This window comes from Streptomyces sp. AC512_CC834 (genome assembly GCF_019049325.1).
GTDB lineage: Bacteria > Actinomycetota > Actinomycetes > Streptomycetales > Streptomycetaceae > Streptomyces.
On sequence record NZ_JAGMUO010000011.1, the window covers coordinates 207,826 to 224,129 of the forward strand.

The window sequence follows — 16,304 nt, forward strand, 5'->3', positions numbered from 1 at the left end:
CGTGCTGGCCCTTGGCGGGAGCCGGGTCAGTCCCCCTCCACCACCGTCGAGCGCCGGTTCCAGGCGCGCGGTGCACGCCAGTGGAAGCGCAGGGCGAGCAGGCGCAGGACGAAGGCCGTGACGACGGCGAGCGCGCTGGTGAACGGGGTGAGCGCCTCGTAGCGGATGCACAGCGCGACCATCGCGGAGCCGACGATCGCCGGGACGGCGTAGAGGTCGCGGTCCCAGCGCAGCAGGGAGGGCACCTCGTTGGCGAGCACGTCGCGCAGGACGCCGCCGCCCACCGCGGTGGTCAGGCCCAGGCAGGCGGAGGCGGTCAGGCCGAGTCCGTAGTCGTACGCCTTGGTGGTGCCGGCGACGCAGAACAGGCCGAGCCCGGCCGCGTCGAAGATGTTCACGCCGCTCTGGAGGCGCTCCACGTGGGGGTGGAGGAAGAAGACCAGCAGCGTGGCGAAGAGGGGGGTGATGAAGTACCCGAGGTCCGTGAAGGCCGCGGGCGGCACGGCGCCGATGACCAGGTCCCGGAACAGCCCGCCGCCCAGCGCGGTGACCTCGGCGAGGACGGCGATGCCGAAGACGTCGAAGTTCTTGCGCACGGCCAACAGCGCGCCCGAGATGGCGAAGACGAAGATGCCGACCAGGTCGAGCGTGTGCTGGACGGTGGGGCTGAAGAGTTGCTCGTACACCCTTCTATTCTTACCTGCCAATGAGCCCCTGCCTTACAAACGAAGGCAGGGGCTCACGGACGGGGCGAGGTCACTTCTCCTTGGCGGGAGGCTCCTCCTTGGCGGGAGACTTCTCCTCGGCACCGGCGGCACCCTCGGCGGCGGGCTCGTCGCCGTCCGCTGCGTCGCCGTCCGCTGCGTCGCCGTCCGCCGCGTCGCTCTCCGCGTGCTCCTCCTCGACCTCCGCGGCGACCGCCGCCGAGGTCGCCGCGGACTCCGCCAGGGCGTCCTCCGACACCAGCTCCGCCGCCTCCTTCGCGACGGTGAGCAGGACGACGTCCTGCGGGGCCTGGTCCTCGAAGTTCTCCGGGTGGTGGCAGGCCACCTGCTGGCCCGGCCGCAGCTCCTTCAGCGGCGGCTCGGTGGTCGTGCAGACCTGCGTCGCCTTCCAGCACCGGGTGTGGAAACGGCAGCCGCTCGGCGGCGAGATCGGCGAGGGCACGTCGCCCTTGAGCAGGATGCGCTCGCTCTTGGCCGACTTGCGCGACGGGTCCGGGATCGGCACCGCCGACATCAGGGCCTTGGTGTACGGGTGCATCGGCGTCTTGTAGAGCAGGTCGCGGTCGGCCAGCTCCATGATCTTGCCGAGGTACATCACCGCGATCCGGTCCGAGACGTGCCGGACGACGGACAGGTCGTGCGCGATGATCACGTACGTCAGGCCCAGCTCGCTCTGGAGGTCGTCGAGCAGGTTGACGACCTGGGCCTGGATCGACACGTCGAGCGCGGAGACCGGCTCGTCGGCCACGACGAGCTGCGGGTTGAGCGCGAGCGCGCGGGCGATGCCGATGCGCTGGCGCTGACCGCCGGAGAACTCGTGCGGGTAGCGGTTGTAGTGCTCGGGGTTGAGCCCGACCACCGACAGCAGCCGCTGCACCTCCTTCTTGACCCCGCCCTCGGGCTGGACGTCCTGGAGCTTGAAGGGGGCGCTGACGATCGTGCCGATGGTGTGGCGCGGGTTCAGCGAGGAGTACGGGTCCTGGAAGATCATCTGCACGTCGCGGCGCAGCGGACGCATGCCGCCGACCCCGAGGTGGGTGATGTCCTTGCCCTGGAACTCGACCTTGCCCGCGGTCGGCTCGAGGAGCCGGGTGATCAGCCGGCCCATGGTCGACTTGCCGCAGCCGGACTCGCCGACAACGCCCAGCGTCTCGCCGGACCTGACCTCGAAGTCGATGCCGTCGACGGCGCGGACCGCGCCGACCTGGCGCTGCAGCAGGCCCTTCCTGATCGGGAAGTGCTTCTGCAGCCCGGTCACCTTCAGCAGGGTCTCGCCGGGGGCGGCGTCCTTGGTGAGGGTGGTGCCGCTGGTCTGTGCGGGGATGGTCACCGCTTCGTCCTCTGCCTTCGCTTCGTCACTCACAGCTTCGGCGCAATCTCTTCGGTCCAGATACGCTCCCGCTGCTCCTGCGACATGTGGCAGGCGGCCCAGTGCGTGCTGCCGACCTGGGTCAGCTCGGGGCGGACCGTGCGGGTCACGTCGTCCTTGGGCACGTCGGCGTACGGGCAGCGCGGGTTGAAGGCGCAGCCGGACGGGAGGTTGATGAGGGAGGGCGGCGAGCCCTTGACCGGGGTGAGGCGTTCCTGCTGGTCGCGGTCGAGCCGCGGCATCGAGCCGAGCAGGCCCCAGGTGTAGGGGTGCCGGGGCTCGTAGAACACCTTCTCCGCCGGGCCGCGCTCGACGCACCGGCCGCCGTACATCACCAGGAGGTCGTCGGCCAGCTCGGCGACGACGCCCAGGTCGTGGGTGATGATGATGACCGCGGAGCCGAACTCCTTCTGTAGATCCCGGATGAGGTCGAGGATCTGCGCCTGGACGGTCACGTCCAGGGCGGTGGTCGGCTCGTCCGCGATGAGCAGCTCGGGGTTGTTGACCAGCGACATCGCGATCATCGCGCGCTGGCGCATACCGCCGGAGAACTCGTGCGGGTAGCTGTCCGCCCGCTTGTCCGGCTGCGGGATGCCGACGCGGTCGAGCATCTCCACCGAGCGGCGTTTGGCGGTCTTCTTGTCCACCTTGTGGTGGATGCGGTACGCCTCCACGATCTGCTGCCCGATCGTGTAGTACGGGTGCAGCGCGGACAGCGGATCCTGGAAGATCATCGCCATCTCGCGGCCGCGCAGCTTGCGCACGTGGTCGGGGTCGGCGGACAGCAGCTCGGTGCCGTCCAGCCAGATCTCGCCGGATATCCGCGCCTTGCGCTTGCCGTACTGGCCGGCGGTGTGCAGGCCCATGATGCCGAGCGAGGTCACCGACTTGCCGGAGCCGGACTCGCCCACGATGCCGAGGGTCTTGCCCTTCTCCAGTTGGAAGGAGAGCCCGTCGACGGACTTGACCAGGCCGTCGTCGGTCGGGAAGTGGACCTTGAGGTCGCGTACTTCCAGGAAGGCGGTCGGCGCGGGCGAGGTGGCGGTGGGCTCGCCCACCGCTGCCCCGCTCTTGCTGAGGTCGGTCATGCGAGCCTCACTCGGGGGTCGATCACGGCGTACAGGACGTCCACCACGAGGTTGGCGATCAGCACCGCGAGAGAAGTGATCAGGACGACGCCCAGGATAAAGGGCAGGTCGTGGTTCTGGATCGCGTCCAGCACCTTCTGGCCGAGGCCGGGGAGGCTGAACGTGGTCTCGGTCAGGATCGCGCCGCCCATCAGGGCGCCGAGGTCCATGCCGAGCATGGTGAGCAGGGGGGTCAGGGTCGACCGCATCGCGTGCTTGCTGATGACGACCTGTTCCTTGAGGCCCTTGGCCCGAGCGGTGCGGATGTAGTCCTCGCCGAGGATCTCCAGCATGGTGGCGCGGGTGATCCGGGCGTACATCGCGGCGTACAGGAAGGCCAGGGTGATCCAGGGCAGGATCATGCCGCCGAACCAGCCGGTGAAGCTCTCGTCCAGAGGTACGAACTGACCGTCGATCCAGCCGAGTCCGTAGGAGAAGATCGCCAGGCTGAGCAGACCGGTGAAGTAGATGGGGAGCGAGACACCCGCCAGGGCGACGACCATCGCACCGCGGTCCCACAGCGTGCCGCGCTTGAGGGCGGAGAGCACACCGGCGGCCACGCCGAAGATCAGCCACAGTACGGCGGCGCCGAGCGCGAGAGCCAGGGTCACCGGGAAACGCTCGGTCAGGACCGGCCAGACGGACTGCTCGGTCTTGAAGGAGTAGCCGAAGCAGGGCGCGGCGCAGTTGGTCACGTCGCCGCCGGACGCGTAGGTGCGGCCCGCGAAGAGGCCCTTGAAGAACTCCCAGGCCTGGACGAGGACCGGGTCTCCCAGACCCAGCTTCTCGCGCACGCCCTCGACGGCGGCGGGGTCCGCCTGCTTGCCGACGAAGTTCAGGGCGATGTCGACCCCCGCCCACTTGGGGACGAGGAAGAAGATGCAGAAGACCACCAGGATGATGACCACGAGCATCACTGCGGCGGCGAACAGCCGCCTGATGAGGTAAGCGAGCACGGGTTGCGGCCCGCTGCGTCCCACGGGCCGCCGGAGATTTTCCGGCGGCCCACGGTCACGCCGCGCCGGCCTTCACCTGCCTTTCGTGCCGTACGGCGGGTGTACCGGTTACTTCTTGGGGTTCTTCAGACCGATGTTGACGAAGTCGTACATACCGCTGTACGCGTCGGTGGTGTACACGTTCGCGATGTCGCTGGAGCGCCAGTTGAGGAACTTCTCGAAGACGAAGGGCAGGTAGTACGCGCCCTCCATCACCTTGTGGTTGATCTCCGTGGCGATCTTCTTCTTGCCCGCGTCGTCCTTCGCGGTCAGGTAGTCGGCGAAGAGGCCGTCGATCTTCGGGTCGTCGATCATCGCGAAGTTGTTGTTCGCGCTGTCGAGGATGTAGTCGCTGTGCCACAGCGGCAGACCGTAGCCCTGCACGGACGGGAAGTCCGGGCCCCAGCCCATGATGATGATGCCGTAGCCCTTCTTGGCCACGTTCGTGGGGCTGCCGATGACGCTGGCGTACTGCGAGCCGTCGTACTGGTCGATCTCGACGTCGATGTTGACCTTCTTCAGCGACGCCTGGAGGGACTCGGCGGTGGCCACCTCGACCGGCTTGTTGTTGCGGACCGCGATGGTGGTCTTGAAGCCGTTCGGCTTGCCGCAGGCCTTCAGCTCTTCCTTGGCCTTCTCGACGTTGCCGTTCTTGTTGGCACCGGCCATCTCGTACGGGTCGTACTTCTGGCCCTCGGAGCCCGGGACGGCGGGCGGCAGCATGTTGGTGCCGATGTCACCACCGGCGACCGGGCCGCCGCGCGCGGTCTGCAGGGACACGTGGTCGGCCCCGTAGAGCACGGCCTTGCGGCAGTGGATGTTGTCGAACGGCTTCACGTTCTGCGGGAACACCGCGTACCGGATGTAACCCGAGACCGGGTTGTCCAGGTTGGCCTTGTGCTCCTTCAGGGCGGTGGTGCGGCCCTGCGGGGACAGACCGGTCTGGGCCAGGTCGATGTCGTAGTCGCCGGCGATCAGGCGGGCGTCCATGTCGTTGGCGTTGGAGAAGAACTTGATCGTGATCTTGTCCGGGTACGCCTTGCGGACCGGGTCCGAGCTCTGCTTCCACTCGGTGTTGCGGACCAGGGTCAGGTCCTTGCCGGGGTTGTAGGACTCGAACTTGTACGGGCCCGAGGAGAACGGGTGCAGGCCGTACTTGGACTTGGTGTCCTTGTCCTGGCGGACCGGCGACGCCGAGGTCAGCGCGAGCATCTCCTCGAAGTCCGAGTTGGCCTTGGGCAGGTGGAAGACGATCGTCTTGTCGTCCGGCGTCTCGATCGCCTTCAGGCCCAGCTTGTCCTTGGACTTGTCCTTGTACGGACCCTTGTACTCGCCCTTGGGGTCGAGCACCTCCTTGAGGTACGTCGGGCCGCCGGACAGCACGTCCTGCGCCCAGACGCGCTCGATGCCGTACTTGACGTCCTTGGAGGTGATCGGCTTGCCGTCCTCCCAGGTGACGCCGTCACGCAGGGTGTACGTGTAGGTCTTGCCGTCGTCCGAGACCTTGGCGAGCCCGGTGGCGAGGTCGGGGGTGGCCTCGGCTCCGGCGGCGCCCGGCTCCGTCTTGTTCGTGACGAGCTGGCGGCTGTAGTAGCGGGAGAAGTTCCACATGAAGCCGTAGTAGCCACGCGTGGTGTCCCACGAGTCGGCGTCCTGCGTGCTGGCGAACTTCAGCGTGCCGCCCTTCTTGGCCTCGGAGGCCTGGGCGACCTTGTTGTTGGCGGCGTCGTAGCCGGCCGCGCCGTTCTTCGAACCGCCGCCGCCGTCGTCATCGCCGCCGCCGCCGCACGCCGCCGTGGTCAGCAGCGCGGCGACCACTGCGGCAGCGGCCAAAGCCTGCTTGCGCCGCCCTGAGGTGCGTTGGGTAGTCACGATCTCGGATCCTCCGGATTAGATGAGAGACCCCGTGCAGGTGCCACGGGTCGCTTTGCGGTACGGCAGGTCAGCGGGAACCCTTCGGGTCCAGCGCGTCGCGAACGCCGTCACCGAAGAGGTTGAAGGCAAGAACGGTGATGAAGATCGCCACACCGGGGACCACCATGTACGTGGGGTCCGACTTGTAGTAGTCGATCGCGCTCGAGAGCATCTGTCCCCAGGACGACGTGGGCGGCTTGACGCCCACGCCGAGGAAGCTGAGCGCCGCCTCGGTGAGGATGTTGGTGGGGATCATCATCGTCGTGTAGACGATGATCGGCGCCACCAGGTTGGGCAGCAGTTCCTTGAACAGGATGTAGAACCGTCCGGCACCCAGCGATCTCGCCGCCTCGACGTACTCCCGCTCGCGCATCGAGAGTGTCTGACCGCGGACCACGCGGCCGATGTAGGGCCAGCCGAAGAAGCCGATGACCACGATCATCATGAGCAGGCGCACCCCCGTGCCGCTCAGCCCGAGCATGTCGTCCGGCATGACGGAGACCAGGGCGATGATGAACAGGAGCTGCGGGAAGGCCAGCAGGCCGTCCATGATCCGGCAGATGAGGGAGTCGACCCAGCCGCCGAAGAAGCCGGCCAGGACACCGAGGATGGTGCCGAGGACCACGGCGACCATCGCGGACAGGAAGCCGACCAGCAGCGAGATCCGCGAGCCGTGGACGATGCGGGCGAAGATGTCGCGGCCGTTGACCGGCTCCACCCCGAGCCAGTGGTCGCCGCCGATGCCGCCGAGGCTCCCCTTGGGAGTGCCGAACAGCGGGTCGATCATGTCCTCGTTGTACGCGTTGGGTTCCTGGCCGTAGATGGAGGTGATCACGGGCGCCAGCACGGCGACCACGATGAGGATCAGCACCACGATGCCACCCGCGAGGGCCAGCCTGTCCCTCTTCAGGCGCTCCCAGGCGATCCGGCCCAGGGATCGCCCTTGTACCGACTTGGTCTCGGCGCCGGCGACAGCCGCTTCCTCTGTCGCACTCGGGGCCGCTTCCGCGGTCGGCTCGTGCAGTGGTGCCGTCATCTGGCAGGGACCCCTCTCAACCGGCGGTAGCCGGCCCACACTTGCCGCGGTAGCGGCGTGATCAGTCCGTCGTACGTCGTACAAAGAGGCGAGCATCCACCCCTTGTTGCGGGAGTCTTCAATGCTTTGGCGATCTGTAGCCAGACTTGACGAGGAATGGATGCGCAACCGTGATGCTGTTTGAGGTGTTCCGTTATCCGGACAGTGGGTAACGGGGGCCGGACATGGGCGAGTTGGGACATCAGGTACAAGGAGGCGCTTTTACGCCCTCATCTACGCGCGAAGACCGCCTCTGTCGCCTCTGTTGACCAAGCCGCCGGAGCCCGGCCGGAGCCCGTCCGGACCCCGCGTCCGTCAGTACCGGCTACCGGCCGGAGGGTATCCGTACCCGCCCGCCGGCGCCTGGGCGGGGGCGGCCACGTGGGCTTCGCGGTCGTAGAACGGACGGGCGTTCGCCCGCAGCCACATGGCGACCGGGTCGTGGGCGTCGGTCATCGCCACCGTCGACACCGGCAGCCCGTCCGGTACCGCGCCGACGGACTGCTGCATCATCGCGCGCACCGCGTCGACGGCCGGCGGGGAGGTGTCGTACACGTCGAGTCCGATGGCGAGATACGGCGCCCCCAGCGCCGGCTGCACCCAGGCGCGGCGCAGCGCGCGGACCGCGGGGGTGCGGTGGGCGTTCTGCGCGAGCAGGGCGTAGAACTGGGGGATCTCGACGGCCGGTTCGGACAGCCGCAGCGGCCCGGCGGCCTGACGGTCCAGGCCGGAGGCGATACGGCGCAGATCCAGCCAGGGGATGCCGACGCCGCCGCCGGGTGCGTGCGGGTTGAGCCAGAGGCCGTAGTGGTCCGGGTACAGGGCGCGGGCCACCTCCAGACCGTCGACCACCTCGTACGACCGGTTCCAGCCGCTGGCCGACAGCTCCTGGGCGGAGGTGACACAGGGCGCGTAGCCGTACCCCTCGACCTCCATGTTTCCGTACTGGGCGTCCGCGGAGCCGGCCTGGCCGTGCCACAGCAGCATCCAGACCTGGCCGGAGGTGGGGGTGGCGAGTGCGCGCAGCAGGGCCTCGTAGGCGTCGTAGCGCCCGGGCGTCACCTGGCGCAGCATGTGCTCGACCTGCCCGGTCGTGGTGCCGCTGGCGCTCACGCGTATCGCCCCTTCGAGAAGTCCCGGTTGTGGAACCAGCTTAAGGCTCCGCCGGGTGCGGGGGTGCCTACGAGCTCGGGGCTTCCTGCCGTCCGGCGGGTACGGGTTTCATCGTGGTTGCTCGCGCCCGCGCGGCGGAGCCGCACATGTCACGGCCCCGCGCCCCTTGGGGGCGCTTGCCCTACCGGCGATTACAAGTCGCGGTCGTAGAACGGGCGGACCTTCTGTCGCATCCAGTCGCAGACCGGGTCCTGGGCCGCCTCCAGGAGGACCAGGTTGACCTGCCACTTCGGGGGGGCCTTGGTGAGGGCCCGGCCGAGGGCGTCCAGGGGGAGGGCGCGGGCGTCGCCCTCCCAGTGGGTCAGTTCGACGCCGACGAACAGGGTCGGGTCGGCGGTCTCGACGGCGGCCAGGCAGCGGCGTGCGGTGCGCACGACGCCGGTGGCGGCGAACTCGGCGGAGGCCGCGGCCAGGAAGTCCACCGGGTCGTCCTGCCAGTCCGGCTCGAAGAGGCGGACCCGGCCGCCGGACGCGAGCCCGTCCAGCGGGGTGCGCCCGGCCCGGCACAGCTCGGCCACGGCCGGTGGCGGCAGCGGGATGCCGACCACGCCCTCCGGGTTCACGGCGATGCCGATCTGCGGGGGCAGGCCGCGGGCGAACTCCGCGGCGGGGGCGACCGTGTACGCCATCTGCGCCCCGGCGACCTGGCGGAGCTGTTCCTCGGAGCTGAACACCGGCACGTAGGCCTGGCCGTCGACCTCCAGGGAGGGCAGGTCGAGGGGGCCGCTGTGCGGGCCGCCGCCGTTGGGCAGGGGGACCCAGACGAAGCTGCGGCCGAGTACCTCCACGATCCGGCCGCCGGCGCCCGGTACGCCGAGGGAGGCGGACAGCACCTCCTCCAGCTCGTTGCCGGGCCATCCGCCGTGCGGGTGGGGGTGTGCCTGTGCCGGGAAGTTCATCTGCCTGCCTACCGCCTGCCTGGTACCGCTGTCCGTGCTGCTGTCCGTACGGCTGTCCGTACCGCTGCCCGTGCCGCTGTCCGTACGGCTGCCCGTACGGCTGTTCGTGGCTGAAAGGCTAACCCGTTCGGCCCCGTGCCCCTACGATCCGTCACCCGGTGAAGGCGATCCGGTGGAGTGTGTCGGCCGCCGCGCGGTCCAGGACGACCGCCGAGGCGCAGCCGACGGGCAGGGTGCCCCCGGTCACCGCGCGCAGCAGGCGGGAGTTGGCCGCGCGGTGCCGCAGGAACGCGTACCGCGTCACGCCCCGGCCGCGCTCGCGCTGGCCGGCCAGGGCCTCGCCGGCGGCGACGTCGAGCAGCAGCAGGTGCAGGGTGCCGTCGCGGCGGCGGGCCTCGCGGGCCAGCCAGCCGCGCACCCAGGCCTGCGTGCCGCAGTCGTGCACGACGACGCCCTCGCCGGAGCGCAGCGCGCGGCGCAGTCCGGCGTAGTGGGCGAGGCGGACCAGGGGGCGGTAGAGCCCGTACGGCAGGAAGCGCGGCATGCGGCGGTCCCAGCGGTCGCGGGTGTCCTGGGAGTCGATGCGCCGGCCGCGCACGGTGCGCTCCATCAGCGTGGACTTGCCGCTGCCGGGCAGGCCGGTGATCACCACCAGGTCCCGGGGTCCGAAGAGCAGGGCGTGCGGGCTGCGGCCGTCGCGGTCCCGCAGGTCGCGGACGACGGGTGCGGGCAGTTCGGCGCACGCCTCCGGGGCCGGGGCGGCGGGCTGCTCGGGCAGCGCGAGCCCCGCGGTCGTGGCGTACGCCGTGGTCCTGTTCACCGTGATCGTCCTCCCCTGGGGCGGTTCACGAGTTCCCGTCCCCGTCGAGTGTAAAGAGAAGGTAATGCGCAGGTCTCGCGTTTTCGTTCGCTTACTGCCACAAGCCGGTTACAGATCACGGTCTGCCACGGATGGACCTGTCGTGCAATGATGGCGGCGCCAACTGCATACCGGCCGTTTGAATCCGCGCGGGAGAGTCCCCGGCCGCGCCGGGGCGCCGAAGGAGCAAGTCCCTCCCTTGAATCTCTCAGGCCCCGTTACCGCGCGGGCGAGGCACATCTGAAAAGCGGACCGCCCCCGACGGCGGTCCCACCCAAGGTGCAAGCCGCTGATCGCCGTACTCCGGTGGCCAGGGCGAACCTCTCAGGTTCCGATGACAGATGGGGAGGACCGACCTCGCCACGTCCTGTCCTGGGAGACGACCGACCGATGAGCAGTACCGAACCCCGCCGTACCGCGCTGGATGCCACGCATCGCGCGCTCGGCGCGACGATGACCGACTTCGCCGGCTGGGACATGCCGCTGCGCTACGGCTCCGAGCGTGAGGAGCACGTCGCGGTGCGCACCCGGGCCGGTCTCTTCGACCTCTCGCACATGGGTGAGATCACCGTCACCGGGCCGCAGGCGGCCGAGCTGCTGAACTTCGCGCTGGTCGGCAACATCGGCAGCGTGAAGCCGGGCCGGGCCCGCTACACCATGATCTGCCGCGAGGACGGCGGCATCCTGGACGACCTGATCGTCTACCGCCTGGGTGACACCGACGCCGCGTCTTCTCACTACATGGTGGTCGCCAACGCCTCCAACGCCCAGGTCGTGCTCGACGCGCTGACCGAGCGGGCGGCCGGCTTCGACGCCGAGGTGCGCGACGACCGCGACGCCTACGCGCTGCTCGCCGTCCAGGGTCCCGAGTCCCCGGGCATCCTCGCGTCGCTCACCGACGCCGACCTGGACGGCCTGAAGTACTACGCCGGGCTGCCCGGCACGGTGGCGGGCGTCCCGGCGCTGATCGCGCGCACCGGCTACACCGGCGAGGACGGCTTCGAGCTGTTCGTGAAGCCGGAGCACGCCGTGGAGCTGTGGGAGGCGCTGACCCGGGCGGGCGAGGGCGTCGGCCTGGTCGCGTGCGGCCTGTCCTGCCGGGACACGCTGCGCCTGGAGGCGGGCATGCCGCTGTACGGCAACGAGCTGACGACCGCGCTGACGCCGTTCGACGCCGGTCTGGGCCGGGTGGTGAAGTTCGAGAAGGAGGGCGACTTCGTCGGACGCGCCGCGCTGACCGAGGCCGCCGAGCGCGCCGCCTCGGAGCCGCCCCGCGTCCTGGTGGGCCTGGTCGCCGAGGGCCGCCGGGTTCCGCGCGCCGGGTACCGGGTGGTCGCGGGCGGCGAGGTCGTCGGCGAGGTCACCTCCGGCGCCCCGTCCCCGACGCTGGGCAGGCCGATCGCCATGGCGTACGTCGACCCCGCGCACGCGGCGCCGGGCACGGAGGGTGTCGGTGTGGACATCCGGGGCAGCCACGAGCCGTACGAGGTCGTGGCGCTGCCGTTCTACAAGCGCCAGAAGTAAAAGACTGGGCGTCGGCCCTTTCGTCATCCCGCCGCCCATCACCCCCTTCACCAGCCACTTCCTCGCGTACAGGAGAATTCAGGCCATGAGCAACCCCCAGCAGCTTCGCTACAGCAAGGAGCACGAGTGGCTGTCGGGCGCCGAGGACGGCGCCTCGACGGTCGGCATCACGGAGCACGCGGCCAACGCGCTCGGTGACGTCGTCTTCGTGCAGCTTCCCGAGGTCGGCGACTCGGTGTCCGCGGGCGAGACCTGCGGCGAACTGGAGTCGACCAAGTCGGTCTCCGACCTGTACTCCCCCGTCTCCGGCGAGGTCACCGAGGTCAACGAGGACGTCGTCAACGACCCGTCGCTGGTGAACAGCGCTCCCTTCGAGGGCGGCTGGCTGTTCAAGGTGCGGATCACGGACGAGCCGGCCGACCTGCTCTCCGCCGACGAGTACACCGCCTTCGCCGGCGCCTGAGGAGACACGGACACATGTCGCTTCTGAACACCCCCCTGCACGAGCTGGACCCCGACGTCGCCGCCGCCGTCGACGCCGAGCTGGACCGCCAGCAGTCCACCCTCGAGATGATCGCCTCGGAGAACTTCGCCCCGGTCGCGGTCATGGAGGCCCAGGGTTCGGTCCTCACCAACAAGTACGCCGAGGGCTACCCCGGCCGCCGCTACTACGGCGGCTGCGAGCACGTCGACGTGGTCGAGCAGATCGCCATCGACCGGGTCAAGGCCCTCTTCGGCGCCGAGCACGCCAACGTACAGCCGCACTCGGGCGCCCAGGCCAACGCGGCCGCGATGTTCGCGCTGCTCAAGCCCGGCGACACGATCATGGGTCTGAACCTCGCCCACGGCGGGCACCTGACCCACGGCATGAAGATCAACTTCTCCGGCAAGCTCTACAACGTCGTTCCCTACCACGTCGGCGACGACGGCCAGGTCGACATGGCCGAGGTGGAGCGCCTCGCCAAGGAGAACCGGCCGAAGCTGATCGTGGCCGGCTGGTCGGCCTACCCGCGCCAGCTCGACTTCGCCGCGTTCCGCAAGGTCGCGGACGAGGTCGGCGCGTACCTGATGGTCGACATGGCGCACTTCGCCGGGCTGGTCGCGGCGGGCCTGCACCCGAACCCGGTCCCGCACGCGCACGTGGTGACGACCACCACGCACAAGACGCTGGGCGGCCCGCGCGGCGGTGTGATCCTCTCCACGGCCGAGCTGGCCAAGAAGATCAACTCCGCCGTCTTCCCCGGTCAGCAGGGTGGCCCGCTGGAGCACGTGGTGGCCGCCAAGGCCGTCGCCTTCAAGGTCGCCGCGAGCGAGGACTTCAAGGAGCGCCAGGGCCGTACGCTGGACGGTGCCCGCATCCTGGCCGAGCGCCTGGTGCGGGACGACGCGAAGGCGGCGGGCGTCTCCGTCCTGACCGGCGGCACGGACGTCCACCTCGTCCTGGTGGACCTGCGCGACTCCGAGCTGGACGGACAGCAGGCCGAGGACCGCCTCCACGAGGTCGGCATCACGGTCAACCGCAACGCCGTCCCGAACGACCCGCGTCCGCCGATGGTGACCTCCGGTCTGCGCATCGGTACGCCGGCCCTGGCGACCCGCGGCTTCACGGCCGAGGACTTCGCCGAGGTCGCGGACGTGATCGCCGAGGCGCTGAAGCCGTCCTACGACGTGGAGGCCCTCAAGGCCCGGGTGAAGACCCTGGCCGACAAGCACCCGCTGTACCCGGGTCTGAACAACAAGTAGACACCGCGCGTGTTCGGGGCGCCGTGCCCGCCACAAGCAGGCCCGGCGCCCCACCCGAAGCACCACCCTCTGCACCACCCCCGTTCTGAGGAGTCCCCGTGGCCATCTCGGTCTTCGACCTGTTCTCGATCGGCATCGGCCCGTCGAGCTCGCACACGGTCGGCCCGATGCGCGCGGCCCGCATGTTCGCCCGCCGACTGCGGGGCGAGGAGGTGCTGGACTCCGTGACCTCGGTCCGCGCCGAGCTGTACGGCTCCCTCGGCGCCACCGGCCACGGCCACGGCACGCCCAAGGCGGTACTGCTCGGCCTGGAGGGCGACTCGCCGCGCACAGTGGACGTGGAGTCGGCCGACGAACGCGTCGAGAAGATCAAGTCCGCGGGCCGCCTCCGCCTCCTCGGCGAGCACGAGATCGCCTTCGCCTACGACGACGACATGGTCCTGCACCGCCGCAAGGCCCTCCCCTACCACGCCAACGGCATGACCCTGTGGGCGTACGACGCGCAGGGCACGGAGCTGCTGACCAAGACCTACTACTCGGTCGGCGGCGGCTTCGTCGTCGACGAGGACGCGGTGGGCGCGGACCGCATCGTGCTCGACGACACGGTGCTGAAGTACCCCTTCCGTACCGGCAACGAGCTGCTGCGCCTGGCCCGGGACACGGGCCTGTCCATCTCTGCGCTGATGCTGGAGAACGAGCGGGCCTGGCGCGACGAGGACGAGATCCGCGACGGCCTGCTGGAGATCTGGCAGGTGATGCAGGCGTGCGTGGACCGCGGCATGACCCGCGAGGGCATCCTGCCGGGCGGCCTGAAGGTGCGCCGCCGGGCCGCGAACACCGCGCGCAAGCTGCGCTCCGAGGGCGACCCGAAGGCCCTGGCCATGGAGTGGATCACGCTCTACGCGATGGCCGTGAACGAGGAGAACGCAGCCGGCGGCCGGGTCGTCACGGCCCCGACCAACGGCGCCGCCGGCATCATCCCGGCGGTCCTGCACTACTACGTGAACTTCGTCCCCGGCGCCGACGAGGACGGCGTGGTCCGCTTCCTGCTGGCCGCGGGCGCCATCGGCATGCTCTTCAAGGAGAACGCCTCCATCTCCGGCGCCGAGGTCGGCTGCCAGGGCGAGGTCGGCTCCGCCTGCTCCATGGCGGCCGGCGCCCTCGCCGAGGCGCTGGGCGGCTCCCCCGAGCAGGTGGAGAACGCCGCCGAGATCGGCATGGAACACAACCTCGGCCTCACCTGCGACCCGGTCGGCGGCCTCGTCCAGATCCCGTGCATCGAACGCAACGGCATGGCCGCGGTCAAGGCGGTCACGGCGGCACGGATGGCGATGCGGGGCGACGGGTCCCACAAGGTGTCCCTCGACAAGGTCATCAAGACGATGAAGGACACCGGCGCGGACATGTCGGTGAAGTACAAGGAGACGGCCCGGGGCGGACTCGCGGTGAACATCATCGAGTGCTGACCGGATTGAGCGGGCACTCGTTGCTGCCGAGGCTGTTGACGGAGTAGTCCACCACCTTTCCGATGGACCAGCCGTCGTCGTACAGCTCGACCTTCACGGCGTTGCCGCCCCCGCGGCAACGCCGGGTCAGATCCCGCAGTTGGGGGCCGACCAGTACGGCGACGGGTCGAAGGCCACGTGGGTGTGGTCGTTGTGGCCGGGGTAGCCCGGGCCGAGGATCTCCGAGAAGCCGTGGGTCCTGGCCTGCTGGGCGAGCCGGCAGAAGCTCGGTGTGCCGGTCAGGTCGGCGGCGTCGCCGTAGAGGTGGCGGCTGGTGGACGAGCCGCCGACGGCGTTGTTGCAGGCGCGGGAGCGGAAGCCGCTGGAGATCGTGATCGGCACGTCACCGAGGGCGTGCCGCATCGCCTCCAGTTTCCACATGGTCTTCAGCGCGTTCAACTTGGCGGTGGACGCGGAGACCGCGCCGCCGGACCAGGTGGAGTTGCACTTGTTGAGTTCCGCGTAGGTGAAGTGGACGGGGGTGCAGTCCCCGTCCTGGAGGGCGTAGATCTTGCTGAAGGTCGCCGGTCCTGCGACGCCGTCCGCGCCCAGGCCGTAGGCGGACTGGAACTTCTTCACGGCGGCGGCGGTCCGGGCGCCGTACTGACCGTCGTAGGAGAGCCGTTCGCCGGAGGTGACCCAGCCGGCGACGCGGATCTGGAGCTGCGTCACGTCGCTGCCGGAGGAGCCCTGCCGCAGGGTGCGGTTCCAGGTGTAGCAGGAGTCGGCCTGCGCGGTGCCGGCGGTGGCGCCCACACCGACGGCCGCACCTACCATGATCATGACAAATGAGACAAGCAACCGTGACACGCGTCTGAACATCTCGGCCTCCCGAGCATCTCCGTCCAAGGTGGTCCGATCGTGGACCAGAGCACAGCGTGGGGCACGACGCTACGCGCGTCAACAGGGCCTCGCGGACAGCCGTTCGGCGGTAACATCGGGACGATCACGGCGACAGTGGACTCGACCAATTCAGGGGACCGGACCGGCGATGACGGGTGGGGCGGAGGCGCTGCGGCTGCGGGTGCCGGCCGGTGCGGACGCGGAGCGCTGGGTCACCCGGGCGGGCTGCCGGAGCGTGCTGTTCGTCGTGCACAACGTGACGTCCGCGACGCGACTCCTCGACGTGCTGCCGCTGTTCGACGGCGACCTCCGGGTGCAGATGTTCGCCACCTGCACGGGCTCGTCGCCCTTCCTCGCCGGAGTGCCCGAGCTGCTGGCCCGGGCGGGGATGCCGGTGCTGCCGTGGGAGCAGGCCAAGGACACGGCGTTCGACCTTGCGGTGTCGGCGAGTTACGGGGGCGAACTGGGAGAGATACAGGGGAAGTTGGTCATACTCTCCCATGGTGTTGGCTACAATAAGAGGCTGGCTACACCGGACACCGGACACCGGACA

The 16,304-nt window shown here is 69.7% G+C and carries 15 protein-coding genes and 1 riboswitch; of the genes, 4 read left to right on the forward strand and 11 right to left on the reverse strand.

Going from position 1 to position 16,304, the window contains the following annotated elements:
• Positions 1 to 26: 26 nt before the first annotated feature.
• From KUM40_RS02790 to KUM40_RS02830, 9 genes are all read right to left on the reverse strand, one after another.
• A complete protein-coding gene (locus KUM40_RS02790) occupies positions 27 to 686 on the reverse strand; it encodes a trimeric intracellular cation channel family protein (protein WP_217162396.1) in 660 nt (219 codons plus the stop codon).
• Between the two features lie 70 nt (positions 687 to 756).
• The gene (locus KUM40_RS02795; protein ID WP_217162397.1) at positions 757 to 2,055 is read right to left on the reverse strand and encodes an ABC transporter ATP-binding protein; all 1,299 of its coding nucleotides are present in this window, start codon (positions 2,053 to 2,055) and stop codon (positions 757 to 759) included.
• A gap of 29 nt (positions 2,056 to 2,084) precedes the next feature.
• Entirely contained in the window at positions 2,085 to 3,182 is a 1,098-nt protein-coding gene (locus tag KUM40_RS02800; RefSeq protein WP_217162398.1) for an ABC transporter ATP-binding protein, read from the reverse strand.
• Positions 3,179 to 4,177: an ABC transporter permease gene (locus KUM40_RS02805; protein ID WP_217162399.1), complete on the reverse strand. Its 999-nt coding sequence runs from the start codon at positions 4,175 to 4,177 to the stop codon at positions 3,179 to 3,181. Before KUM40_RS02805 ends, KUM40_RS02800 begins: the two co-directional genes overlap by 4 nt.
• Positions 4,178 to 4,285: 108 nt before the next feature.
• On the reverse strand, positions 4,286 to 6,088 hold the full coding sequence (locus tag KUM40_RS02810) for an ABC transporter substrate-binding protein (protein WP_217162401.1): 1,803 nt from the start codon (positions 6,086 to 6,088) through the stop codon (positions 4,286 to 4,288).
• 70 nt (positions 6,089 to 6,158) lie between these two features.
• Entirely contained in the window at positions 6,159 to 7,166 is a 1,008-nt protein-coding gene (locus KUM40_RS02815; RefSeq protein ID WP_217162402.1) for an ABC transporter permease, read from the reverse strand.
• Between the two features lie 354 nt (positions 7,167 to 7,520).
• The gene (locus KUM40_RS02820) at positions 7,521 to 8,318 is read right to left on the reverse strand and encodes an enhanced serine sensitivity protein SseB C-terminal domain-containing protein (protein ID WP_217162403.1); all 798 of its coding nucleotides are present in this window, start codon (positions 8,316 to 8,318) and stop codon (positions 7,521 to 7,523) included.
• A gap of 191 nt (positions 8,319 to 8,509) precedes the next feature.
• Positions 8,510 to 9,277 (reverse strand): enhanced serine sensitivity protein SseB, encoded by a 768-nt coding sequence (locus KUM40_RS02825; RefSeq protein WP_217162404.1) that lies wholly within the window; start codon positions 9,275 to 9,277, stop codon positions 8,510 to 8,512.
• Between the two features lie 151 nt (positions 9,278 to 9,428).
• Positions 9,429 to 10,097, reverse strand: a complete 669-nt coding sequence (locus KUM40_RS02830; RefSeq protein ID WP_217162405.1) for an ATP-binding protein — start codon at positions 10,095 to 10,097, stop codon at positions 9,429 to 9,431.
• A 179-nt stretch (positions 10,098 to 10,276) separates the two neighbouring features.
• Positions 10,277 to 10,370, forward strand: a riboswitch (glycine riboswitch).
• A gap of 156 nt (positions 10,371 to 10,526) precedes the next feature.
• Between KUM40_RS02830 and gcvT the strand changes: the two genes are divergently transcribed.
• The 4 genes from gcvT (at position 10,527) to KUM40_RS02850 (ending at position 14,869) form a co-directional block, all read left to right on the forward strand.
• Positions 10,527 to 11,660 (forward strand): glycine cleavage system aminomethyltransferase GcvT, encoded by a 1,134-nt coding sequence (gene gcvT, locus KUM40_RS02835; RefSeq protein WP_217162406.1) that lies wholly within the window; start codon positions 10,527 to 10,529, stop codon positions 11,658 to 11,660.
• 85 nt (positions 11,661 to 11,745) lie between these two features.
• Positions 11,746 to 12,123, forward strand: a complete 378-nt coding sequence (gene gcvH, locus KUM40_RS02840; RefSeq protein WP_217162407.1) for a glycine cleavage system protein GcvH — start codon at positions 11,746 to 11,748, stop codon at positions 12,121 to 12,123.
• A gap of 14 nt (positions 12,124 to 12,137) precedes the next feature.
• Complete coding sequence (glyA, locus tag KUM40_RS02845; protein WP_217162408.1) at positions 12,138 to 13,403, forward strand: serine hydroxymethyltransferase; 1,266 nt, start codon at positions 12,138 to 12,140, stop codon at positions 13,401 to 13,403.
• A 98-nt stretch (positions 13,404 to 13,501) separates the two neighbouring features.
• Complete coding sequence (locus KUM40_RS02850; RefSeq protein ID WP_217162409.1) at positions 13,502 to 14,869, forward strand: L-serine ammonia-lyase; 1,368 nt, start codon at positions 13,502 to 13,504, stop codon at positions 14,867 to 14,869.
• A gap of 126 nt (positions 14,870 to 14,995) precedes the next feature.
• Here the strand turns inward: KUM40_RS02850 and KUM40_RS02855 are convergent, their stop codons facing one another.
• Positions 14,996 to 15,730 carry a D-Ala-D-Ala carboxypeptidase family metallohydrolase gene (locus KUM40_RS02855; protein WP_217162411.1) on the reverse strand — a complete coding sequence of 245 codons (735 nt, stop codon included), beginning with the start codon at positions 15,728 to 15,730 and terminating at the stop codon, positions 14,996 to 14,998.
• Positions 15,731 to 15,880: 150 nt separating this feature from the next.
• Positions 15,881 to 16,174: a hypothetical protein gene (locus KUM40_RS02860; protein ID WP_217162413.1), complete on the reverse strand. Its 294-nt coding sequence runs from the start codon at positions 16,172 to 16,174 to the stop codon at positions 15,881 to 15,883.
• Positions 16,175 to 16,304 lie beyond the last annotated feature (130 nt).